Below are 21,287 nucleotides of genomic sequence, written 5' to 3' on the forward strand. Positions count from 1 at the left end.
CGAGGTAGAGAAGCATAACGCGAAAACCCCACACGGGCGTCTAGCCCAGGTGGGGTTTTGCGTGTGACTTGCTCCTTGCGGCTCGGCGAGCGTCAGTGCCTGAAGTGGCGCATGCCGGTGAACACCATGGCGATTCCCGCCTCGTTGGCGGCGTCGATCACTTCCTGGTCGCGCATGGAGCCGCCGGGCTGGATCACCGCGGTGATGCCGGCCGCTGCCGCGGCGTCGATGCCGTCGCGGAAGGGGAAGAAGGCGTCTGAGGCCATCACCGAGCCGGGCACCGAGAGGTTTTCATCGGCGGCCTTGATGCCGGCGATCTTGGCCGAATAGACGCGGCTCATCTGGCCTGCGCCGACGCCGATGGTCTGGCCGCCCTTGGCGTAGACGATGGCGTTGGACTTGACGTACTTGGCCACCTTCCAGGCGAAGGCCAGGTCGCGCATCTCCTGCTCGGAGGGCACGCGTTCGGTGACCACCGTGAGCTCGTCGCGGCCAACCATGCCCAGGTCGCGATCCTGGACCAGCAGCCCCCCGGTGACGCGCTTGAAGTCGTGGGCGTGCTCGCGCTGGCCGGGCCAGTTGTCGCCGACGTCGAGCAGGCGCACGTTCTGCTTCTCGGCCACAATGGCGGCAGCCGCCTCATCGACCCCGGGGGCGATGATCACCTCGACGAACTGGCGGTCGATGATGGCTCGGGCGGTGTCGGCGTCCAGCGGCTGGTTGAAGGCGATGATACCGCCAAAGGCGCTGGTGGGATCGGTGGCGAATGCCTTGTCGTAAGCCTCGCGAAGAGTCGCGCCGACCGCTACCCCACAGGGGTTGGCATGCTTGACGATCACGCAGGCGGTGTCGGTGAAGCTCTTGACGCACTCGAAGGCGGCGTCGGTGTCGGCCACGTTGTTGAACGACAGTTCCTTGCCCTGCAGCTGGCGGGCGGTGGCGACGCTGGCCTCGCTGGCATCGGCCTCGACGTAGAATGCCGCGCTCTGGTGCGGGTTCTCGCCGTAGCGCATGGCCTGCTTCTTGACGAACTGTACGTTGTAGGTGCGCGGGAAGCCATCCTCGCCGCCCGGTACCCGCTGGCCCAGGTAGTCGGCAATGGCGGCATCGTAGCCGGCGGTATGCTCGAAAGCCTTCACCGCCAGGTCGAAGCGCGTGGCGTCGCTCACGGCTCCGCCGTTGGAGGCGATCTCCGTCAGTACCCGGTCATAGTCGCCGGCGTCGACCACGATGGTGGTGTGGGCGTGGTTCTTGGCGCAGGCACGCACCATGGTCGGGCCGCCGATGTCGATGTTCTCGATCGCATCCTCGAGGGTGCAGTCCGGCTTGGCCACGGTCTGGGCGAAGGGGTAGAGGTTGACCACCACCATGTCGATGGGCGCGATGCCATGCTCGGCCATCACGCTGTCGTCCTGGCCGCGACGTCCCAGGATGCCGCCGTGGATCTTGGGATGCAGGGTCTTGACGCGACCGTCCATGATCTCGGGGAAGCCGGTGTGCTCGGACACCTCGGTCACGGCAATGCCGTTCTCCTGCAGCAGGCGGAAGGTGCCGCCTGTGGAGAGCAATTCGACGCCGTGACCGGACAGGCTGCGGGCGAAGTCGACGATGCCGGTCTTGTCGGAGACGCTGATCAGCGCGCGGCGTACCGGGGTGGGGAAGGCTTGGGCCATGATGAGGTGCGACTCTATATTGGGAAGTGGAGGTAAGCCGGCTTGAGCAGCGCCTCGCCGCCCCAGCCGGCCGATTCAGATCAGGTCGTGCTGCTTGAGTTTCTTGCGCAGCGTGCCGCGGTTGAGGCCAAGCATCTCGGCGGCGCGGGTCTGGTTGCCCTGGGTATACTCGAGCACGCTGGCCAGCAGCGGCGCCTCGACCTCGGCCATCACCATGGCGTAGAGGTCGGTTACCGTACCGCCATCGAGATGGTCGAAATAGCGTCGCATGGCGGTATCCACGGCTTCGCGTAGAGGCTGCTCCGCCAACGTGGCCGATGGCAGGGCGAGACTGTCCAGTTCCGGTAGGCCAGTACAAGCGCTGGCCTCGAGGCCTGGCAGATCGGCGTTGCGATTGAAGGCTTCACGATTCATGCGGCACTGATTCCATTCGTTGCCCAGGAGAGGTCGGCTTTACCCTCCGGGCGAAAGAGGTCGTCGATGAAGTCATACTGTTCGTCGGGCTGCTCCAGAGCATTGAAGGCTGCCCGCAGATCGCGCTGTCGGTCGGCGTCGAAACGACGGTCGCAGGCGAGGTACCAGCCGAGGTGCTTGCGCGCGATTCGCACCCCCATGTAATCGCCATAGAATTCATGCAGGGCGTGCAGGTGCCCACGCAAAACGCTAGCCCTCTCGCCCGACTCGGGCGGTGGGCAGCTGCGACCATGCCGCAGGTAGTGGTCGATCTCGCGAAAAATCCAGGGATTGCCTTGGGCGCCGCGACCGACCATCACCGCATCCGCACCAGTATAGTCCAGAACCTGGGCGGCCTTGCGTGGAGAGTCGATATCGCCGTTGGCGAATACCGGGATACGCACGGCCTGCTTGATGGCGGCGATGGTGTCGTATTCGGCTTCGCCCTGGTAGCGCTGCTGGCGGTGACGGCCGTGCACCGCGAGCGCCTGGATGCCGGCGGCTTCCGCGAGCCGCGCCACCCTCACGCCGTTGTTGCTCTCGGCACACCAGCCGGTACGGATCTTGAGCGTTACCGGGATGTCGACCGCCGCCACTACCGCTTCGAGGATCTCGGCCACCAGTGTCTCGTCGCGTAGCAGGGCCGAGCCGGCTGCCTTGTTGCAGACCTTCTTGGCCGGGCAACCCATGTTGATGTCGATGATCTCGGCGCCCTGATCGGCGTTGAGGCGTGCCGCCTCGGCCAGCATGGTGGCGTCGCCGCCAGCGATCTGCACGGCCCTGGGGCCGGGTTCGCCGCGGTGGTCCATGCGCTGGCGCGACTTGCGCGTATGCCACAGCGCGGGGTCCGAAGTGACCATCTCGCCTACCACCAGCCCCGCGCCCAGGCGACGGCAGAGCTGGCGGAACGGGCGGTCGGTCACGCCGGCCATGGGAGCCAGGATGACTCGATTGGGCAGGCGGTAGTGGCCGATCTGTGGCAAGGGGCGACTATCGGGCATGAGACGGATCATCGAACTTGGGGCTGCATATCATACGCCCCTGAAGGGGCAGGGTGAAGGTAGCAAAATTGCCGAGATTCAGGCCGGACGGTACCCGCTGAGCCTGACCCAGCCTTCACGAGTCCTCGGCTCATCCATCGTCAGGCCCTGATCGCGATAGGCGTCGAGCACCTCGTCGGCTTGGCGCTCGAGAATTCCCGACAGAGCCAGCCGGCCGCCGGGGGCCACATGGCCGGCAATCATCGGTGCCAGTTCCACCAGCGGGCCTGCCAGGATATTGGCGACCACGACGGGGAAGCGGCGTGCGTCATCCAGTTGTTCGGGATAGCGCAGCGCGAGTTCGTGCTCCGCGATGTCGTTGCGCTCGGCGTTGTCGCGGCTGGCCTGGAGTGCCTGGGGGTCGATGTCGGTGCCGGTGGCCAGCGCCGCTCCCAGTTTGAGTGCAGCGATGGCGAGGATACCGGAGCCGCAGCCCACATCGAGCAGCTCGACACCGTCGAGATCGCCTGACAAGGCCAGCGCATCCAGCCATTCCAGGCACAGCGCCGTGGTGGGGTGGGTGCCGGTACCGAAGGCCAGGCCAGGATCCAGGTGAAGGTTGACGGCATCCGGGTCGGGCGGCTGGTGCCAACTGGGCACGATCCACAGCCGCTGGCCCATGCGCAGCGGCTGGAAATCTTCCATCCACTCACGTTCCCAGTCGCGATCGGCGAGCAGCTCGTGTTCGATGATCGGGCAGGGTTCGTCGGGCAGAGTCTCGGCCCAGGCCGCGGCCAGGCGTTCGAGCATCGCCTCGAGCCCCTCGAGGTCGTCATACAGGCCGGTCAGCACCGTCTCGTTCCACAGTGGCGTAGTGCCGCGCTCGGGCTCGAATACCGGGTCGTCGTGGGCGTCCTGCAGAGTGATGGCGGTGGCGCCTTCGGCCAGCAGCAATTCCTCGAGCAGTTCGGCCTGCTCCGGGGCGATACGGGCCTTGAGTTGCAGCCAGGGCATGGCAATCTCCTGTGCATGACGCAGGCGGGGTGGCCGTGGCCACCCCGCAGGGAGCGATGCTCGGATCCGGAACGTTCTAGGAGCCGAGCTTCTTCTCCAGATAGTGAATGTTGACGCCACCCTGCTGGAAATGACCGTCGCGGACCAGGTCCTTGTGCAGGTCGGTATTGGTCTTGATGCCTTCCACCAGCAGTTCGTCGAGACCGTTGCGCATCCGCGTCAGCGCGATCTCGCGGCTATCGCCCCAGGTGATCAGTTTGCCGATCAGCGAGTCGTAGTGGGGCGGTACCGTATAGCCGGTATAGAGGTGTGAATCCATGCGCACCCCAAGCCCACCCGGCGGATGGTAGAGAGTGACCTTGCCCGGCGAAGGCATGAAGGTACGCGGATCCTCGGCGTTGATACGGCATTCGAAGGCATGGCCGTTGACTTTGACGTCCTCCTGGCGGATCGAAAGCGGCAGGCCCGAAGCGATGCGTAGCTGCTCGCGTACGATGTCCACGCCGGTCACCATTTCGGTGACGGGGTGCTCGACCTGCACACGAGTGTTCATCTCAATGAAGAAGAACTGGCCGTCCTCGTAGAGGAATTCGAAGGTGCCGGCACCGCGATAGTCGATCTCGATACACGCCTCGCGACACGCCTCGAGCACCTTGGACCGGGCATCGGGGTCGATGCCGGGGGCGGGAGCCTCCTCGAGTACCTTCTGGTGGCGCCGCTGCAGCGAACAGTCTCGGTCATAGAGGTGGATGGCATTGCCCTGGCCGTCTGCCAGCACCTGGACTTCGACGTGTCGCGGCCGCTCGAGGAACTTCTCCATGTACACCGTGCCGTCGCCGAAGGCCGAGTGCGCCTCGGTGCGGGTCACGTTGATTGCCGACAGCAAGTGGCCCTCGGTATGCACCACGCGCATGCCGCGGCCGCCACCGCCGGCGGCGGCCTTGATGATCACCGGGTAACCGATGCGCCGTGCGGTGGCGATGTTGTCGCCTTCGTCGTCTCCCAACGGGCCATCCGAGCCGGGAACGGTGGGTACGCCGGCCTTCTTCATGGCTTCGATGGCACTGACCTTGTCGCCCATCAGGCGAATGGTCTCGGCGCGCGGTCCAATGAACACGAACCCGGAGCGCTCCACCTGCTCGGCGAAATTGGCGTTCTCGGAAAGAAAGCCGTAGCCGGGGTGTATGGCGCTGGAATCGGTGACTTCCGCGGCACTGATCAGGGCCGGAATGTTGAGGTAGGACTGGGCCGAAGAAGCGGGGCCGATGCATACGGCCTCGTCGGCCAGGCGCACGTGCATCAGTTCACGGTCGGCCTTGGAGTGCACCGCGACCGTCTTGATGCCCAGCTCCTTGCAGGCGCGCAGGATTCGCAGGGCGATCTCGCCGCGGTTGGCGATGAGAACCTTGTCCAGCATAGGGAGTCCGCCAGTGTCGGTGAAAGTTCAGGAAATGATGAGCAGCGGCTGGTCGAACTCGACCGGCTCGCCGTCCTCGACCAGGATCGCCTCGATCACGCCGTCACGATCGGCTTCGATCTGGTTCATCATCTTCATGGCTTCGACGATACACACGGTCTCGCCCTTCTTGACGCTCTGTCCCACTTCCACGAACGCCTTGGAGCCCGGGGCCGGGCTGCGGTAGAAAGTGCCGACCATCGGCGAGGTTAGGGCGTGGCCCTGGTAGCTGGTCCCGGGGGCTTCCTCGGCGGGGCCGGCGGCAGGAGCCGGTGCTGCCTGACTGGGCGCTGCCTGCGGGGCGTACTGCGGCATGGGGGGCTGGGGCCAGCTGACGCCATTGGGGTGGCGGCTGATACGCACCGATTCTTCGCCTTCCTGAATCTCGATTTCGCTGATGTTGGATTCTTCCAGCAGCTCGATCAGTTTCTTGACCTTACGGATATCCATATTGAGTCTCGACCGGTGGATAGATGGCGATGGGCAAGGGCGCAGTCAACCCGAGCCAACTTTCGATAGATCGCGGCAAGATGACGAACATTGCCGTCGCTATCGGCCTTGATGAGCGTTGTTGGCGGAGTGTGCCTAAAATTGCAGGGGATGTCCAGCCGGTGGGGAACACTGTTCGCTCTGGTTGCCGCTCGCAAGAAGACGGCAGAAAATCAGCTGCGCTGCTGCTCGAGCCAGGCGAGCAGTTCCTGCAGGTGGCTGGCGAACTCGCCAACCCTGACCTCACCTTGGATGCGGGCTTCGCGGATCTCCTCTTCCCCGCTGAAGAATAGCAGGCTCGGCGGACCGAACAGGCCGAAGTGATCGAGCAGTTCACGGGTAGCGGCGTCGCTGCGCGTCACGTCGACGTTGATACGGGTGAACCGAGATAGCGATTCGGCGACCTCAGGGGCGGGATACACTTGGCGCTCCATCTGCTTGCACGAGATACACCAGTCCGCGGTGAAGTGCACGAAGGCAGGCTGGCCTTGATCTGCACGTTCTCGCAGCGTGTCCCGCAGTGCATCGAGACCCTCCACCGTCGCGATCTCGGCGCTCTCGACGTTGCTTGAGCCTGTGGTAAGCGATGCCAAGGGGCGCAGCGGGTCGCTACCGCCCATGGCGGCGCCGAACACGAGGGCGATACCCCAGGCCAGGAGCATCAGACCGACGGCCTGGCGAACCCGAGGCCACCCCTGGGCCAGATTGAACGAAAGGGCGCCTAGCGCCAGGGCGCTGCCAATCGCCAGTGCCGCCCACAGCAGCAGACTGGCCGCGGCGGGGAGCAGGCGTTCGACCAGCCAGATGGCCACGCCGAGCAGGAGGATGCCGAAGGTGATCTTGACGCCGTTCATCCAGGCCCCGCTGCGGGGCAGCGCGGTGGCGCCGAAGGTGCCGACCAGCAGCAGCGGCACGCCCATACCCAGGCCCAGGGCCAGCAGCGCGGCGCCGCCCATCAGCGCATCGCCGGTAGAGGAGATGAACACCAGAGCGCCGGCCAGTGGAGCCGACACGCAGGGCGAGACCACCAGTACGGAGAGGGCGCCTGCGGCGGCCAGGCCTACGGGACCGCTACGCTGGGCACGGGCCTGCCAGGCGTCGACGTGTCCCGCCAGGCGTGGTGACAAGCGCAATTCGAAAGTGCCGAACATGGCCAGTGCGAAGAGCACGAAGAGCAGGGCGAAGACGATCAGTACGGGGGCAGACTGCAGGTGCGCCTGAAGGTTGAGGCCGGCGCCGAATAGACCCATCAGCACGCCGACCAGGGCATAGGTGAGCGACATGCCGCCGACGTAGCTGGCGGAGAGGGCAAAGGCGCGCAGTCGGGTCGGCTTCTGACCGACGATGATCGACGAGAGGATCGGCACCATCGGCAGCACGCAAGGAGTGAAGGTCAGGCCCAGCCCGGCGAGGAAGAACAGGCCCAGGGCCAACGGCAGGCTGGCCTCGCCGATCAGACTGCTGAAGCGGCCATCCTGACTCCGGATGGCGGGAGGGTCCGCGGCAGATGAAGCGGAAGCATCCGTCGCATTGCCATTCGATTCGCCGCCGTCACGCCAGCCTGTGAAGGCGGCCGGCATGGCGCTGGCGCGAGCCTGCAGTTCGACCCGCTCGGGGGGGTAGCAGAGCCCGGCGTCGGCACAGCCCTGGAAATTGACCGCAATATCCAGCGGGCCATTGGCACCGCCCTGCAGAGGCGCCTCGAAGACCACGCGATCGTAGAAGACGTAGACGTCGCCGAGGAACTCGTCACTCTTGAATTCACCCTCCGGAATGGTCGGCTCGCCGACCTCGAACGCATCGTCGCGACTCTCGACGCCGAGCCGGTGGCGATAGAGATAGTAGCCCTCGGCGTTTTCGAAGCCGATGTACAGCGTCTCGCCATCGTGCCAGGCGCTGGGCTGGAAGGCCTCCTGTACCGGCAGGAAGTCGCTCTGGTTGCCGGAAGATGAAGAGAACCATTGGGCTTGAGCGCTCAGCGGCAGCCACAGCAGCAGGCAGCAGACAAGGCGTATGGCGAGATGACGGCTAGTCACGCAGGGTTTCCCTCTGGCAAACGTAAGCGGTCGATAGTCAACGCTCATGAAGGGGCGCGGTACTCATCGGAAATGTCTCGCGAGCGAAACGCGGCGTTACCGCAGGGTCCAGGTACGCATGACGCTAGAATAACTCAGTCGACGGTGGCGTTAGAACCTTACAGGTGCGCCCCGGTGTCGCACGAAAGGAAACGGGCCGCCCGGTGGGCGGCCCGTGCAGGGAGGGGGAAGCTCGTTCAGGCCTTTTCGTAGGCGGCAATGGCCTTCTCGATGGCCTTGTGCGCGGCATCGGCGCCTTCCCATGATTCCACCTTCACCCACTTGCCCTTTTCGAGATCCTTGTAATTCTCGAAGAAGTGAGCGATCTGCTGGCGCAGCAGTTCGGGCAGGTCGGTGACCTCCTGGACGTCGTCATAGAGGGTGGTCAGCTTGGCGTGAGGTACGCAAACCAGCTTGGCGTCCTCGCCGGCCTCGTCGGTCATGTTGAGGATGCCGACCGGGCGAGCGCGAATGATGCTGCCGGCCTGGACCGGATATGGCGTGACCACCAGGGCGTCGAGCGGGTCGCCGTCGTCGGCCAGGGTGTGGGGAATGAAACCGTAGTTGGCCGGGTAGAACATCGGCGTAGCCATGAAGCGGTCAACCAGAAGAGCACCCATCTCCTTGTCGATCTCGTACTTGATCGGAGCGTGGTTGGCAGGGATCTCGATGGCGACGTAGACGTCGTTGGGAAGATCCTTGCCGGCAGGGATGTGGTCGAAGTTCATCGTCGCTTCCTTCGTTGGGCGAAAAGTGAGACACCGCAAAATGGCCAGAATTATACGGACCGGGCCAGGGGATTACCAATGCGACATAGGTGAGGGTGGCCGTTGGTCGGTTGGGCTTTGGTTGACAGGTTGAGGTCGCTGCAACCGTGTATGATGGCCGACGTCAGGCGGTTCGGCCAGCCATGCGGAGCGAGCGGTGATCAGTGGCGATATCTTGAAGGAGCGTGTCTTGCCATCCAATCGACTGTCGTTGAGTGTCGGGCAGGCGTTCGTGGCGCCGGATCGGCGCCATCACCGCAGTTCCATGTCGGTGCGCATCCCCAGTCAGGCTGCCCAGTCTGCCGCCAAGGGCGCCTGCGCGGTGATCAGCGATACCAGTTCGCGCAATGCCATCGCCAAGCAGGCCGGTGATCTGAGTGTAAGGGGTTTCCTCGCCGACTACTTTTCCACGCCGGATCATTGGGACGTGAAAACGTCGGCTACCCGTGTGCTGCGGGCGCTCAACGGCTGGTGCTACAGCCAGAGCACTTTCGTCGAGGGTGGCAGCTACGTCGCCTCCCTTTCCGCCATGGTCTACCGCGGGCGTGAGGCCCACCTGTTTCATATGGGCGATACCCTTGTCTTTCGCCTTCGCGGTGCCGAGTTCGAGCAGCTCACCCGCGATCACGTGACCGATCTGGGCGGCTATCGCTACCCGTCTCGGGCCCTGGGGCTGGATGGCAGCATCGACATCGATTACATGCAGATGCCGCTGAAGCAGGGCGATCTCTTCCTCTTTACCACCCAGGCGGTGCGCGGCACCCTAATGCCATCCGATTACGTGCGCTTGATACGCGAGGATGCCAGCGATCTCGATGCGGCCTGCGAGCGGCTGTCAGCGGCGGCGCGCGAGCGGGCCCAGGAACGCGGCTACGGTTCCGACCAGTTCTGTTTCCAGTTGGTCCGTATCGACCAGTTGCCCGAAGAGGAGCAGGACCACCCAGGCCGAATCTATGGTGACCTGCCGATTCCGCCCGAACTCTCCCCGGGCGAGCGTATCGACGGCCTGGAGGTGCAGGAAGTGCTCTCGCGTACCGCCCAGTCACGAGTCTACCGGGTTCGCGATAGCCGCACCGAGCGTGAAATGGTGATGAAGGCACCGAGCCCCGAGCTTTCCAACCGCAATGCCTACCTGGAACACTTTCTGCTCCAGCAGTGGGTGGTGGAGCGGGTCAAGTCACCGTTCGTGGCGCGGGTCATGGAGTCCTCCCGCCCGCGACGCTACCTCTATTACCTGATGGTCTACGTGGAAGGCGTGACGTTGACCGAGTGGGCCCTTCGGCACCCCCAGGCCAGCCTGGCCCAGCGTCTCGATATTGCGGTGCAACTGGGCAAGGCCGTCCAGGCCCTGCATCACCGTGAGGTGTTGCACCAGCGCATCCATCCCGACAACGTCCTGATCGACACCCACGGCCAAGTGGTGCTGACCGACTTCAGCGCCTGCCACATGCGCGACCTGGACGGCCATCGGGGCTCACGAGAACTGGCTCGGCAGACCGGGCTGTCCGAACACAGTGCGCCGGAATATGCACTGGATGACGGTGTCGGCCGGCGCAGCGATCAATATTCGCTGGCCTCGACGATCTACTGGCTGCTGACCGGTGAGTTGCCCTACGAGCTGAACCCGGATCGACTGCGCAGTCATACCGACCTCGAACAGCTGAGTTACCGCAGCGCCAGGCTATTCAATCCCGAGATCACTCCCCAGCTCGACGATACCCTGCGACGGGCACTTGACCCTCAGCGTTCGTTGCGCTTTCGGCGCATGTCCGAGCTGCTCTATGCGCTTCGGCAGCAGGATGGCCGAGCCGAGCCGAAGCGTCGCGACCCGCGCCGCTTCCTGCGCGAGCCGGCCAACTTCTGGCAGGGCGTGGCCGGCATCCTGCTACTGTTGCTGGTGCTCTCCTGGTTGCTGCGATAACCAAGGGTTGCGCTGAGTGGTAGCCAAAACGACGAAGCCCCCGCCGGGGCGAGGGCTTCGTGTTAGCTAGGCTGCACGACTCAAAGCTTGAATTCGGGCAGCTTGCGTTCGACCTTGGCCAGCTTGAGGTTGGCCACCTTGGGCAAACCATTCTCGAATGGCGGGTAGTCTTCGCCCTGGATCAGCGGTGACAGGTAACGGCGACAAGCGTCAGTGATACCGAAGCCGTCCTCGCGGATGTACTCGCGCGGCATAAACTTCTCGCGATTGGCCACCTCGGCCAGGGGGGCGGGCTCGATACGCCATTCATAGGGCTCGTCGCTGACACGCTTGATGGCCGGCATCATGGCGTTCTTGCCGGCAACGGCCAGCTCCACCGCCTCTTGTCCCACGGCATAGGCCTGCTCCACGTCGGTGCGTGAGGCCAGGTGGCGGGCCGCCCGCTGCAGGTAATCGGCCACTGCCCAGTGGTATTTGTAGCCGAGGTCCTGCTTGACCATGCCAGCCAGCGTCGGGGCCACGCCGCCCAGCTGGCGATGGCCGAAGGCGTCGGTGTTGCCCGAATCGGCGAGGAAGGTGCCATCCTCGTAGCGAGCACCCTCGGAAACCACGATCACGCAGTAGCCGTACTTCTTCACGCACTCCTCGACGCGGGCCATGACCTTGCCGCGCTCGAACGGCACCTCGGGAAAGATCACCAGGTGAGGAGGCTGGCCTTCGCCTTCACCGGCCAGTGCCCCGGCAGCGGCGATCCAGCCGGCGTGGCGACCCATGACCTCGAGCACGAAGACCTTGGTCGAGGTGGCACACATGGAGGCGATGTCCAGCGACGCCTCCAGCGTCGAAGTGGCGATGTACTTGGCCACGCTGCCGAAGCCCGGCGAGTTGTCGGTGATCGGCAGGTCATTGTCCACGGTCTTGGGCACATGAATGGCGGTCAGCGGGTAGCCCATCTTCTCGGAGAGCTGCGAGACCTTGAGGCAGGTGTCGGCGCTGTCGCCACCACCGTTGTAGAAGAAGTAGCGGATGTCGTGGGCCTTGAACACCTCGATCAAGCGCTCGTACTGGGCACGATGGCTCTCGATGTCCTTGAGCTTGTAGCGGCAGGAGCCGAAGGCGCCGCCGGGCGTATGGCGTAGGGCAGCGATACTCTCGTCGGACTCCTGAGAGACGTCGATCAGGTTCTCGGTCAGGGCGCCGATGATGCCGTTATGGCCGGCGTAGACCTTGCCGATGCGGTCAGGGTGTCGGCGGCAGGCTTCGATCACACCGCAGGCGCTGGCGTTGATCACGGCGGTGACACCGCCAGACTGGGCATAGAAGGCGTTATGCTGGGCCATGGGGCTTGCGTGCTCCTGGTCTCGTACAGGGAAGTGTCCGTTTCGTGTTTCACGACAAGGCGAAACATTTTAGACGAAAGGCGGCGAACCTGCACGCCGCTGGAGGGGCGCCGCCAGGCCGTGCTAGTCTGCCGATTCCTTTCCGGCGGGCATGGCCTGCCAGCTCTACCTGGTAATAAGGGTCGGAACTCCATGCACCTTCATATTCTCGGTATCTGCGGTACCTTCATGGGTAGCCTGGCCCTGCTGGCGCGCGATCTGGGACATGCCGTCACCGGCTCGGACAGCGGCGTCTACCCGCCGATGAGTACCCAGCTCGAAGAGGCCGGCATCGGCCTGTATGAGGCCTACGCCGCCGCCAACCTGTCGCCGCGCCCCGACCTGGTGGTGGTCGGTAACGCCATGACGCGCGGCAACCCGGAGATCGAAGCACTGCTCGACCTCGGCATTCCCTATACCTCAGGCCCGCAATGGCTGGCCGAGCACGTGCTGCCCGGACGCAGAGTCATCGCCGTGGCCGGTACCCATGGCAAGACCACCACCGCCAGCCTGGTCGCCTGGCTGCTGGAGTCGGCCGGTCTCGAACCCGGCTTCCTGATCGGCGGCGTGCCGCGCAACTTCGGTGTGTCGGCCCGTCTCGGCGCTGCCGACGGGCCCTTCGTGGTCGAAGCCGACGAGTACGACACCGCCTTCTTCGACAAGCGCTCCAAGTTCGTCCACTACCGGCCCGAGATCGCTATCCTGGGCAATCTCGAGTTCGATCACGCCGACATCTTTGCCGACCTGGCGGCCATCGAGCGTCAGTTCCATCATCTCGTACGTACCGTGCCTGGGCGTGGCCGGCTGCTGGTCGCAGACGGCGAGCCGGCGCTGGAGCGCGTGCTGGAGATGGGCTGCTGGACGCCGGTGGAGCGCTTTGGTAGCGCCGCGGCGAGCCCTTGGCGGCTGGCGCTGGAGCGTGACGACGCCTCGCGCTTTCGGGTGGTGCACCAAGAGGGCGAAGTGAACGAGGATGCCGTGGTCGACTGGGCACTGACCGGCGCCCACAATGCGCGCAATGCCTTGGCGGCCTTGGCAGCGGCGCATGTCTGCGGTGTCGACCTGGCGCGAGGCTGTGCCGCTCTGTCGCGCTTCGAGACGCCGCGCCGCCGTCAGGAGGTGCGCGGCGAGGTGGCCGGCATCCAGGTCATCGATGATTTCGCCCATCACCCCACGGCCTTTGCTGCCACCCTCGAGGGGCTGCGCGCCGCCACGCCGCGCGGGCGGCTGCTGGCAGTGATCGAGCCGCGCTCCAACACCATGCGCCTGGGTACCCTGCGCGAACGTCTGGCGGCCAGCGTCACTGCGGCCGACATGGCCTTCTGGTACCAGCCGCCGGGCCTCGACTGGTCGCTTGGTCCGGTGCTGGCTGCCAGTCCCGTGCCGGCACGACTCGAGGAAGACATCGACACGCTCGTCGCGGCGCTGGTGGCCGAAGCGCGCCCGCTTGATCGCATCGTGGTGATGTCCAACGGCGGCTTCGGCGGCATCCACGAGAAACTGCTGGCGGCGCTCGAGGTGGCCCATGGGTGAGAGCACTTTGCATCCCCCGGTCACGGTGGCGATCACCGGCGCTTCCGGAGCCCAGTACGGCCTGCGCCTGATCGAGGCGCTGATAGCGGCGGAGCACGAAGTGTGGGTGATGGTTTCCAAGGCCGCCCATCTTGTCATCGAGACCGAGACCGACGCTGCCTTGCCGGCGCGGCCCGAGCGGCTGGCCCAAACGCTCACCGAACGCTACGGGGCGGCGGCGGGGCAGATCCGCTGCTTCGGGCGTGAGGAGTGGATGGCGCCGGTGGCCTCGGGCTCCGGTGCGCCTTCCGCCATGGTGATCTGCCCCTGCTCCACCGGCACGCTGTCGGCGGTGGCCACCGGCGCCAGCAACAACCTGATCGAGCGTGCCGCCGACGTGGCGCTCAAGGAGCGCCGCCAGCTGATCCTGGTGCCGCGCGAGACGCCGCTGTCGGCGATCCATCTCGAGCACATGCTGTCGCTGACCCGGATGGGGGCGGTCATCCTGCCGGCAGCACCCGGCTTCTACCATCGGCCTGCGAGCGTGGACGACCTCATCGACTTCATCGTGGCTCGGATCCTCAACCAGCTCGGTATCGAGCATCGCCTGTTGCCGCGCTGGGGAGAGTGAGCGTCGTACCCGCCTGAGGCCACCTGAATGTCATCGAATCCTGGCAGGCTGAAGTGCCAGGGCGAGACTCGAGATCCTTCTCATGATCAAGCTATCGCTGCTGTCGGTGTTCGTGCCGACCTTTTTGTTCGTCTCTTTGACACCGGGCATGTGCATGACGCTGTCGATGGTGCTGGGCATGACCCAGGGGGTCAGGCGCACGCTATGGATGATGGCGGGGGAGCTCGTCGGCGTCGGCCTGGTGGCCGCCGCTGCCGGAGCCGGGGTGGCAGCATTGATGTTGCGCCAGCCCGAACTTTTCGCTTTGTTCAAGTGGGTCGGTGGTGCCTACCTCGGCTACCTGGGGGTGATGATGTGGCGTTCCCGGGGGCGCATGGCCATTCCGCTCGACAGCATCGAGCTGGTGCCGGCTTCGCGTGGCCAACTGGCGCTGCAGGGCTTTGTCACGGCGGTGGCCAACCCCAAGGGCTGGGCCTTTTTCGTCGCACTGTTGCCACCCTTCCTCGATGCGTCGCGCCCGTTGGGTGGACAGTTGGCCGTGCTGATCGCCGTGATCCTGACCATCGAATTCCTGAGCCTGCTGCTGTATGCCGCCGGTGGGCGCGGTTTGCGGCGAGTGCTGGGTGAGAGCGGCAATGTGAGGCTGCTCAACCGCGTTGCCGGTACGTTGATGATCGGCGTTGGTTGCTGGCTGGCCTTTGGTTGAAGTACCTCACGCTCTATCAGATGGCGGGCAGCAATGCCACTCGTGCGCTGAGCAGCACCAGCGAGGCGACCGTCAACCAAGGCCATGGACAGGGCGAGAGCGGGGCATGGGGCCGGTGCTGCCAGGCCAGGCGTACCAGGGCGCAGACCACCAGCCCGAGCAGGCCTCCGCCAATCAGGTCGGTGAGCCAGTGTACGCCGATGATCAGGCGCGACATTGCCATGGGCAGGGTCAGTGCGATGGCCAGCCAGTACGCCCAGAAGCGCCGCTGCGGTGGCAATTCCTGGGCCACGAAGGCGGCGGCCAGGCCGTACAGCACCACGGCGGACGAGGCGTGGGCGCTGGGATAGGCCAACGAGCCGGCCAGATAATCCGGTGTGTCCGGGCGGGGCCGGCCGATCAACGCCTTGCCCAGGATGTTGAGCACTGCGATGCCGCCGAGCCCGGCGGCGACATGGGCCAGGGCGGCCAGGTGTCGGCGGGCCAGCAGCCAGATACCCCAGGGCAGCACCAGGGCCAGGATGCCGATGATGTCTCCGACACGTGCCAGAAGCTGGCCCGCTTCGGGCAGCATCGGCACTACCAGGACATCGAAGAAGGCGTTCACCTGGAGGTCGATTGGAAAGGGGCCGCGCTGGCGGATGACCGCAATGGTGAGCCCGGAAAGCCCGCCTAGAGAGAAGATCAGCAGCAGCCAGCTTGCCAGCGGGAACTCACCGTGCCCGCTTCGCTTCAGCCAAGTCCGTCGCAGAAGGGGGTGGCGCCTTGCGCCTCGCGCCAGCATTCGGTAGGCGCGGCCGGAGCGACTCACCTGGTGGCGCAGCCAGGAGAAGGCCACTGCCAGAGCCACGACGATCGCGGCCAGCGTGACCAGGAGCGCTTCCAGTCCCGCTGGAATCGTCAGCAGTTGCTGCCAAGTCTGTCCGAGCAGATATCCCGGTAGCACATAGGCTGGCGCCCACAGGGCAGCCGAGGCCAGGTTGGCCCACAGGAAGGCGCGCGGCGACATATGCAGCATGCCGGCAATCAGTGGGATGACGGGGCGAACCGGGCCGACGAAGCGTCCGAAGAACACCGACAGGCTACCGTAGCGTTGGAAGAAGCGTGCGCCGCGAGCCAGCCACTCTGGATGACGCGACAGCGGCCATAGCCGAGTGACTCGCTCGCGCTGGGTATAACCCAAGGTGAAACTGAGCCCGTCGCCGAGTACGGCGCCGCCGAAGGCTGCCAGCAACAGGGACGTCACGGCCATGTCCTGATGGCCGGCCAGCGATGCCGCTGCCGTGATCAGGATCACTCCGGGCAGCAGCAGGCCGACCAGAGCCAGTGACTCGAGCAACGCGATGGCGCCCACGATGAGCAGCAACAGTTCGGGGGAGGGGGCGAGTTGCAGCAGGGTTTGGGTCAGGCTCAAGCATCGACTCCTTGGTTACCAGCTCTTTGTGAGTCCCTTCAGGTGTTACTGAGATGTCGCGTCATGGTCAGCAGGCGCTGTTCGAAGCGTGGCCAGCTTTCCCCGGGAAGGCGTTGGCAGTGGGCAATCTTTACCTGGAGGGGGCCAGTGTCCACCAGCACCGTGGTTTCCAGCGCCTGCCCGATACGTTGCTGCACCATCTGGGCACCGCTCTGGCTGGTGTCCGGCAGTACCAGCCAGAAGGTGGAAGCGCTCTGTCGACCAAGAAAGTCGTGGCGCCGTGAGAAGCGACTGACGGTCAGGCAAAGTGCATCGAGCAGGGCCTGGCGCGCCCGGTTGCCGAACTGTTCGCTTGCCATCTCCAGTTGAGGCAGGTGAAGCGACAGTACGGCAAAGGGTTGGCCGAGGAACTGGGTGCGCTTGTATTCACTCGCCAGCAACTCATGCATGGCTTCGCGCGCCAGGGCGTTGCAGTGAGGATCGCGAGGATTGGTGGCGTCCAGCAGCGTCTGTTGGCGGCGCTGCTCCCAGGGCACCAGCGCGGCCACCAGCGCCATGGCGACATAGCTCAGCGCCAAATGGGCATCCAACTGGGTATCGCTGAGCAAGAGCCATATCGGGGCCAGCAGCAGATTGAGCAGCATGGCGGAGGCAAAGGGCAGCAGCAGCACCGTGAGCAGGGGGGCGAAGCCGATCCACATGATGCCTGCTTCGTCCAGCCATGGCAGCTCCAGGGCCAGCATCAGGTAGCCGACGATCAGCGCCAGGTAGGCCGATAGGCGGGCCTGGCTGGTGCTCGCGATGCCCATCAGGCAGGCGACCAACATGACCAGGGCGAGCGATGCCGGCAGCAGGATGCGATGGTAGTCGCCCATCAGATAGCGCCAGATCGAGTATCCGCCCAGCAAGAGAGCGGCAAGGGCATAGGCAACGACGATGCGAGTGGCATGAATGCGGGTATCGTCAGCCATGGGCGCTCTCCGACTCGACCTGGAGATCCTCACGCTGACGTTCGAAGCGCTGAACCGCCTCCTCGAGCGTACCCAGGGCGCTCAACGAGGCGAAGCGGACCTTGGCGTTGGGCCTCAGCCCCTTGAGCAACGTATGACGCCGCTCGCTGGCTTGTTTGTCGTCCCGGCTCAGCAACAGCGTGGCCAGGGTGCGGTGATCGAGGCGGTAGCAGTTCTCGAACTCGTAGGTCAGGCGGCACAAGTCCTGGGCCTGCGGCCAGAGCTGGCGTCGCGAAGTGCGCAGCAGCATCAGTTCGGCATGAACCCCTTCGCGCCGGCAGCGTGCGCGCTCCCGGCGCAGGTCGGTAGCCAGCTGCTGGCCACTCCACAAGGGGAGCCCCGGCACCAGGCGCATGCGCTGACGCGCGGCGGAGCGCGTCGGCAGCAAATGTCGGTTGCGGGCCAGGCCGAGCAGCATGAGTGGCAGCAATACCAAGCCGGAGAACAGGGTCTGCTCGATCCCCAGCAGATCCGCCAGCATCCACCAGGTCAGCACTGCCAAGGCACAGGTGAGGGCCAGTACCCACCCGGGCTGCGGCAGCATCAGCAGGGCGGGCCAGACCCACAGCCACAATGCATGACGTTCCGGATCGGCAATCAGCAGACCTGCCAGCAGCAGACTGGGCAGCAGTTGCCAGGGCACGGTGGCAGGCCGCCGATGGCTCATTTCGAGCAGGCTGGCCGTTATCATCAGCCAGACGCTGGCCAAGACCAGCAACAGGGCGCTGGACAGCCGTTCCGCCAGGTACGCCAGCAGGATCAGCAGTAGTGCTGCAGCCCATAGATTCAGGCGCATCAGCCCGACTTTGTACTTGCTCTGCATGGTGCCTTACTATGGAGTTCGTCGTGGTGTCGCGCCAGTATAACGCCCGCAGCGCCTTGTGGCGCTCTGCCCAGGAGAACTTCGTTCAGCATGTCCGCTCACGCCTCTCAAACCGAATGCACCGAAGCCGCGGCGGTTGATGTCGTCGCCTACATGACCCGCCTGGGTCAGGCGGCGCGTGTCGCTGCCACCCACATGCGCCGTGCCGTCACGGGCGACAAGAATCGTGCCCTGTTGGCAATGGCCGAGCAGCTCCAGCATCGCCGCAGTGAGGTGTTGGCCGCCAACGCCGCTGACCTCGCGCGTGGGCGCGACAACGGCCTGGAGCCCGCTCTGCTGGATCGTCTGGCGCTCGACGATGCCCGGCTCGATGCCATGGTGGAGGGCCTGCGGCAGGTGGCGGCATTGCCCGACCCTGTCGGCGAGATCGACGGGCTGCGCTTTCGCCCCAGCGGCATCCAGGTGGGCCAGATGCGTGTTCCGCTCGGTGTGATCGGCATCATCTACGAATCGCGGCCCAACGTGACCCTGGAAGCCGCCAGCCTGTGCCTGAAGTCGGGCAATGCCAGCATTCTGCGCGGCGGCTCCGAGGCGCGGGATTCCAATGCCGCGATTGCCGTCTGCATTCGTGAGGGATTGCGTGTGGCCGGGTTGCCGGAGAGCGCCGTGCAGGTGGTGGCCACCACCGACCGTGCGGCGGTAGGGCAACTGATCGCCATGCCGGAATACGTCGACGTGATCATCCCCCGCGGTGGCAAGTCATTGATCGAGCGCATCTCGCGTGAAGCGCGGGTGCCGGTGATCAAGCATCTGGACGGGGTGTGTCACGTCTATGTCGATGCCACGGCAGACCTCGAGAAGGCGCTGGCGATAGCCGTCAACGCCAAGACGCAGCGCTACGGCACCTGCAATACCATGGAGACGCTGCTCGTCGATGCCCCCGTCGCCGCGGAGCTGTTGCCGCAACTGGCCGAGGCTTATGCCGAGCACGGCGTCGAACTGCGGGGTTGCGAGCGCGCCCGAGCCATTCTCCCCGGTATCGCCTCTGCGACCGAGGACGACTGGTACGCCGAATATCTGGCACCCATCCTGGCGGTTCGTGTGGTCGACGGTATCGATGCCGCCATCGAGCACATCGAACGCTGCGGCTCGCACCACACCGACGCCATCGTCACCGAGGACTACGGGCTGGCACGTCGTTTCATGGCCGAGGTCGACTCCAGTTCGGTGATCGTCAATGCCTCGACCCGTTTCGCCGATGGCTTCGAGTATGGCCTGGGGGCTGAAATCGGCATATCCACCGACAAGTTGCATGCCCGCGGGCCGGTGGGGCTTGAGGGTCTGACTACCCGCAAGTACGTGGTGATGGGCGACGGACAGGTTCGTCGGTGACCTCGCACCAGACCAGTGCGCTGCCGGCCCAGCGGGCCACGCTCCCCCTGGAGCCGCCGCGAGTGGCCATGCTGGGCGGTACCTTCGATCCCGTGCACCTGGGGCACCTGCGCAGTGCCGTGGAGTTGCTCGAGGTGCTGGGGCTGGACCGGGTCCACATGGTGCCGGCCAAGGTGCCGCCTCTGCGCGGGACCCCCCAGGTCACGCCCGAGGAGCGCCTGGCGCTGCTGCGGCTGGGCATAGGCGATACGCCAGGGCTCGTCGCCGACCCTCGGGAGCTGGAGCGCGACGGGCCATCGTACAGCGCCGATACCTTGGCCAGCCTGCGCAGGGAGTATGGCGCCCAGGCAAGGCTCGTCATGGCGCTGGGTCATGACGCCTTCCTGCGCCTGGCCGACTGGCACTCGCCGCAGCGCCTGTTCGAATTGGCCCATCTGGTAGTGATCGATCGTCCCGGTTTCGAAGCCCCGTTATCGGCTGCCCTGGCCGAACTGATCGAGGGGCGCGAGGTCTCTACCCCCGGTGCCTTGATGCAGCGTCCAGCGGGCAGCCTGTTGCGCCTTGCACTGCCCACGCGCATGGCGATATCGGCGACCGAGATTCGCCAGCGCCTGGCGTCGGATCGGAGCGTCCGCTTCCTGCTGCCCGAAGCCGTTGAGGAGAGAATTCTCGCCAACTTGCTTTATCGACGCCGTTGAGCGCTGCCAGCGGCTGCCCAAGAGGCTACAATGGCGCGACCAAGACTTCCCGTTGATGAGGGGCTATGCACAACGATTCGCTCAAGACTCTGGTGGTAGAGGCATTGGATGATCTCAAGGCCAAGGACGTTGCACAGCTGGACGTGTCCCGGCTGACCAGCGTGACCGACCTGATGATCGTGGCCAGCGGCACCTCCACGCGCCATGTTGCCGCGCTGGCCAATCACGTGGTGCAGCAGGCCAAGGCCAAGGGTGTCCAGCCGCTGGGGGTGGAGGGGCAGGCCGGGTCCGATTGGGTCCTGGTGGACCTGGGCGATCTGGTCGTCCACGTCATGCTTCCTGAAACCCGCCAACTATACGACCTGGAACGGCTGTGGGCCGATTTGCCGAGCGATTCGGAGCAGCAGCAGGAACATGGTGGCGCATGAGGATCCGCCTGCTGGCGGTCGGTACGCGCATGCCTGGCTGGGTCAACGACGGCGTCGAAGAGTATCGCAAGCGCTTGCCGCGCGACTTCGCGCTGGAGATCGAGGAGATCGCTCCCGGCCAGCGAGGCAAGAATGCCGACACGGCCAGGGCCATGGCACTCGAGGCCAAGCGGATTCGCGAGCGGTTGCGCGGTGATGAGCTCACGGTCGCGCTCGAGGTCGGCGGCAAGGCCTGGAGCACCGAACGCCTGGCGCAGGAGGCCGAGAGCTGGCGCCTCGAAGGACGCGATGTGGTGTTGTTGGTAGGCGGACCGGACGGACTGGCGCCGGAGCTCTCCGCCTCTGCCGATCGGCGCTGGTCGCTGTCGCCGTTGACCCTTCCGCACCCGCTGGTCAGGGTGATCCTTGCCGAACAGCTTTATCGTGCCTGGACCCTGATGGTGGGACATCCCTACCACCGCTGAAC

At 65.3% G+C, this 21,287-nt stretch carries 20 protein-coding genes; 8 read left to right on the top strand and 12 right to left on the bottom strand.

The genetic code is table 11. From position 1 onward, the window contains the following. Nucleotides 1–92 precede the first annotated feature (92 nt). The 8 genes from purH to ppa all read right to left on the bottom strand — a co-directional run bounded on the left by purH (nt 93) and on the right by ppa (nt 8,868). Nucleotides 93–1,673, bottom strand: a complete 1,581-nt coding sequence (purH, locus tag ACRWQA_RS07875) for a bifunctional phosphoribosylaminoimidazolecarboxamide formyltransferase/IMP cyclohydrolase (RefSeq protein ID WP_434232463.1) — start codon at nt 1,671–1,673, stop codon at nt 93–95. A 75-nt stretch (nt 1,674–1,748) separates the two neighbouring features. Beyond that, nucleotides 1,749–2,087 (bottom strand): DNA-binding transcriptional regulator Fis, encoded by a 339-nt coding sequence (gene fis / locus ACRWQA_RS07880; protein ID WP_263580374.1) that lies wholly within the window; start codon nt 2,085–2,087, stop codon nt 1,749–1,751. Continuing rightward, nucleotides 2,084–3,127 carry a tRNA dihydrouridine synthase DusB gene (gene dusB / locus ACRWQA_RS07885; protein WP_263580373.1) on the bottom strand — a complete coding sequence of 348 codons (1,044 nt, stop codon included), beginning with the start codon at nt 3,125–3,127 and terminating at the stop codon, nt 2,084–2,086. The genes fis and dusB overlap by 4 nt, the downstream gene beginning before the upstream one ends. A 78-nt stretch (nt 3,128–3,205) precedes the next feature. Continuing rightward, complete coding sequence (prmA, locus tag ACRWQA_RS07890; protein ID WP_263580372.1) at nt 3,206–4,120, bottom strand: 50S ribosomal protein L11 methyltransferase; 915 nt, start codon at nt 4,118–4,120, stop codon at nt 3,206–3,208. Nucleotides 4,121–4,196: 76 nt separating this feature from the next. After that, nucleotides 4,197–5,537, bottom strand: coding sequence for an acetyl-CoA carboxylase biotin carboxylase subunit (accC, locus tag ACRWQA_RS07895; RefSeq protein ID WP_263580371.1), 1,341 nt, complete (start codon nt 5,535–5,537; stop codon nt 4,197–4,199). Nucleotides 5,538–5,564: 27 nt separating this feature from the next. Then, nucleotides 5,565–6,026, bottom strand: a complete 462-nt coding sequence (gene accB / locus ACRWQA_RS07900) for an acetyl-CoA carboxylase biotin carboxyl carrier protein (RefSeq protein ID WP_434230182.1) — start codon at nt 6,024–6,026, stop codon at nt 5,565–5,567. Nucleotides 6,027–6,238: 212 nt separating this feature from the next. After that, entirely contained in the window at nt 6,239–8,101 is a 1,863-nt protein-coding gene (gene dsbD, locus ACRWQA_RS07905) for a protein-disulfide reductase DsbD (protein WP_434230184.1), read from the bottom strand. 236 nt (nt 8,102–8,337) lie between these two features. Beyond that, the gene (gene ppa / locus ACRWQA_RS07910; protein WP_434230187.1) at nt 8,338–8,868 is read right to left on the bottom strand and encodes an inorganic diphosphatase; all 531 of its coding nucleotides are present in this window, start codon (nt 8,866–8,868) and stop codon (nt 8,338–8,340) included. 304 nt (nt 8,869–9,172) lie between these two features. On the opposite strand from ppa, the gene ACRWQA_RS07915 reads away from it, so the two are divergent. Then, entirely contained in the window at nt 9,173–10,828 is a 1,656-nt protein-coding gene (locus ACRWQA_RS07915; protein ID WP_412031230.1) for a bifunctional protein-serine/threonine kinase/phosphatase, read from the top strand. Between the two features lie 80 nt (nt 10,829–10,908). Here the strand turns inward: ACRWQA_RS07915 and ACRWQA_RS07920 are convergent, their stop codons facing one another. Then, nucleotides 10,909–12,168 carry a 6-phosphofructokinase gene (locus ACRWQA_RS07920; RefSeq protein WP_434230190.1) on the bottom strand — a complete coding sequence of 420 codons (1,260 nt, stop codon included), beginning with the start codon at nt 12,166–12,168 and terminating at the stop codon, nt 10,909–10,911. Nucleotides 12,169–12,360: 192 nt separating this feature from the next. On the opposite strand from ACRWQA_RS07920, the gene mpl reads away from it, so the two are divergent. From mpl to ACRWQA_RS07935, 3 genes are all read left to right on the top strand, one after another. Then, entirely contained in the window at nt 12,361–13,740 is a 1,380-nt protein-coding gene (gene mpl, locus ACRWQA_RS07925) for a UDP-N-acetylmuramate:L-alanyl-gamma-D-glutamyl-meso-diaminopimelate ligase (protein WP_434230193.1), read from the top strand. Then, the gene (locus ACRWQA_RS07930; protein WP_434230196.1) at nt 13,733–14,350 is read left to right on the top strand and encodes a flavin prenyltransferase UbiX; all 618 of its coding nucleotides are present in this window, start codon (nt 13,733–13,735) and stop codon (nt 14,348–14,350) included. Before mpl ends, ACRWQA_RS07930 begins: the two co-directional genes overlap by 8 nt. A gap of 82 nt (nt 14,351–14,432) precedes the next feature. Then, a complete protein-coding gene (locus ACRWQA_RS07935) occupies nt 14,433–15,056 on the top strand; it encodes a LysE family translocator (RefSeq protein ID WP_263580363.1) in 624 nt (207 codons plus the stop codon). A gap of 16 nt (nt 15,057–15,072) precedes the next feature. Here the strand turns inward: ACRWQA_RS07935 and ACRWQA_RS07940 are convergent, their stop codons facing one another. From ACRWQA_RS07940 to ACRWQA_RS07950, 3 genes are read right to left on the bottom strand one after another with little or no spacing between them, the layout of a single operon-like run. Beyond that, nucleotides 15,073–16,470: a bifunctional DedA family/phosphatase PAP2 family protein gene (locus ACRWQA_RS07940; protein ID WP_434230199.1), complete on the bottom strand. Its 1,398-nt coding sequence runs from the start codon at nt 16,468–16,470 to the stop codon at nt 15,073–15,075. A gap of 38 nt (nt 16,471–16,508) precedes the next feature. After that, a complete protein-coding gene (locus ACRWQA_RS07945) occupies nt 16,509–17,441 on the bottom strand; it encodes a diguanylate cyclase domain-containing protein (RefSeq protein ID WP_434230202.1) in 933 nt (310 codons plus the stop codon). Then, nucleotides 17,434–18,303 carry a hypothetical protein gene (locus ACRWQA_RS07950; protein WP_263580360.1) on the bottom strand — a complete coding sequence of 290 codons (870 nt, stop codon included), beginning with the start codon at nt 18,301–18,303 and terminating at the stop codon, nt 17,434–17,436. Before ACRWQA_RS07950 ends, ACRWQA_RS07945 begins: the two co-directional genes overlap by 8 nt. Nucleotides 18,304–18,393: 90 nt before the next feature. Here ACRWQA_RS07950 and ACRWQA_RS07955 point away from each other — a divergent pair, with 90 nt between their 5' ends. From ACRWQA_RS07955 to rlmH, 4 genes are all read left to right on the top strand, one after another. Continuing rightward, the gene (locus ACRWQA_RS07955) at nt 18,394–19,695 is read left to right on the top strand and encodes a glutamate-5-semialdehyde dehydrogenase (protein WP_434230205.1); all 1,302 of its coding nucleotides are present in this window, start codon (nt 18,394–18,396) and stop codon (nt 19,693–19,695) included. A gap of 68 nt (nt 19,696–19,763) precedes the next feature. Next, nucleotides 19,764–20,393, top strand: a complete 630-nt coding sequence (gene nadD, locus ACRWQA_RS07960; protein WP_434230269.1) for a nicotinate-nucleotide adenylyltransferase — start codon at nt 19,764–19,766, stop codon at nt 20,391–20,393. Between the two features lie 65 nt (nt 20,394–20,458). Next, nucleotides 20,459–20,821: a ribosome silencing factor gene (rsfS, locus tag ACRWQA_RS07965; protein ID WP_263580358.1), complete on the top strand. Its 363-nt coding sequence runs from the start codon at nt 20,459–20,461 to the stop codon at nt 20,819–20,821. Continuing rightward, on the top strand, nt 20,818–21,285 hold the full coding sequence (rlmH, locus tag ACRWQA_RS07970; protein WP_434230209.1) for a 23S rRNA (pseudouridine(1915)-N(3))-methyltransferase RlmH: 468 nt from the start codon (nt 20,818–20,820) through the stop codon (nt 21,283–21,285). Before rsfS ends, rlmH begins: the two co-directional genes overlap by 4 nt. The last annotated feature ends 2 nt before the right edge of the window (nt 21,286–21,287 follow it).

Source organism: Billgrantia sp. C5P2 (genome assembly GCF_051062895.2).

Excerpts from the sequence above, each read along its gene's own strand:
- fis (WP_263580374.1), bottom strand. The coding sequence starts at position 2,087 with ATGAATCGTGAAGCCTTCAATCGCAACGCCGATCTGCCAGGCCTCGAG.
- ACRWQA_RS07930 (WP_434230196.1), top strand. The coding sequence starts at position 13,733 with ATGGGTGAGAGCACTTTGCATCCCCCGGTCACGGTGGCGATCACCGGC.
- rsfS (WP_263580358.1), top strand. The coding sequence starts at position 20,459 with ATGCACAACGATTCGCTCAAGACTCTGGTGGTAGAGGCATTGGATGAT.
- ACRWQA_RS07935 (WP_263580363.1), top strand. The coding sequence starts at position 14,433 with ATGATCAAGCTATCGCTGCTGTCGGTGTTCGTGCCGACCTTTTTGTTC.
- prmA (WP_263580372.1), bottom strand. The coding sequence starts at position 4,120 with ATGCCCTGGCTGCAACTCAAGGCCCGTATCGCCCCGGAGCAGGCCGAA.
- ppa (WP_434230187.1), bottom strand. The coding sequence starts at position 8,868 with ATGAACTTCGACCACATCCCTGCCGGCAAGGATCTTCCCAACGACGTC.
- dusB (WP_263580373.1), bottom strand. The coding sequence starts at position 3,127 with ATGCCCGATAGTCGCCCCTTGCCACAGATCGGCCACTACCGCCTGCCC.
- ACRWQA_RS07945 (WP_434230202.1), bottom strand. The coding sequence starts at position 17,441 with ATGGCTGACGATACCCGCATTCATGCCACTCGCATCGTCGTTGCCTAT.
- ACRWQA_RS07950 (WP_263580360.1), bottom strand. The coding sequence starts at position 18,303 with ATGCAGAGCAAGTACAAAGTCGGGCTGATGCGCCTGAATCTATGGGCT.
- rlmH (WP_434230209.1), top strand. The coding sequence starts at position 20,818 with ATGAGGATCCGCCTGCTGGCGGTCGGTACGCGCATGCCTGGCTGGGTC.
- mpl (WP_434230193.1), top strand. The coding sequence starts at position 12,361 with ATGCACCTTCATATTCTCGGTATCTGCGGTACCTTCATGGGTAGCCTG.
- ACRWQA_RS07920 (WP_434230190.1), bottom strand. The coding sequence starts at position 12,168 with ATGGCCCAGCATAACGCCTTCTATGCCCAGTCTGGCGGTGTCACCGCC.
- nadD (WP_434230269.1), top strand. The coding sequence starts at position 19,764 with ATGCTGGGCGGTACCTTCGATCCCGTGCACCTGGGGCACCTGCGCAGT.
- ACRWQA_RS07915 (WP_412031230.1), top strand. The coding sequence starts at position 9,173 with ATGTCGGTGCGCATCCCCAGTCAGGCTGCCCAGTCTGCCGCCAAGGGC.
- accC (WP_263580371.1), bottom strand. The coding sequence starts at position 5,537 with ATGCTGGACAAGGTTCTCATCGCCAACCGCGGCGAGATCGCCCTGCGA.
- accB (WP_434230182.1), bottom strand. The coding sequence starts at position 6,026 with ATGGATATCCGTAAGGTCAAGAAACTGATCGAGCTGCTGGAAGAATCC.
- ACRWQA_RS07955 (WP_434230205.1), top strand. The coding sequence starts at position 18,394 with ATGTCCGCTCACGCCTCTCAAACCGAATGCACCGAAGCCGCGGCGGTT.
- purH (WP_434232463.1), bottom strand. The coding sequence starts at position 1,673 with ATGGCCCAAGCCTTCCCCACCCCGGTACGCCGCGCGCTGATCAGCGTC.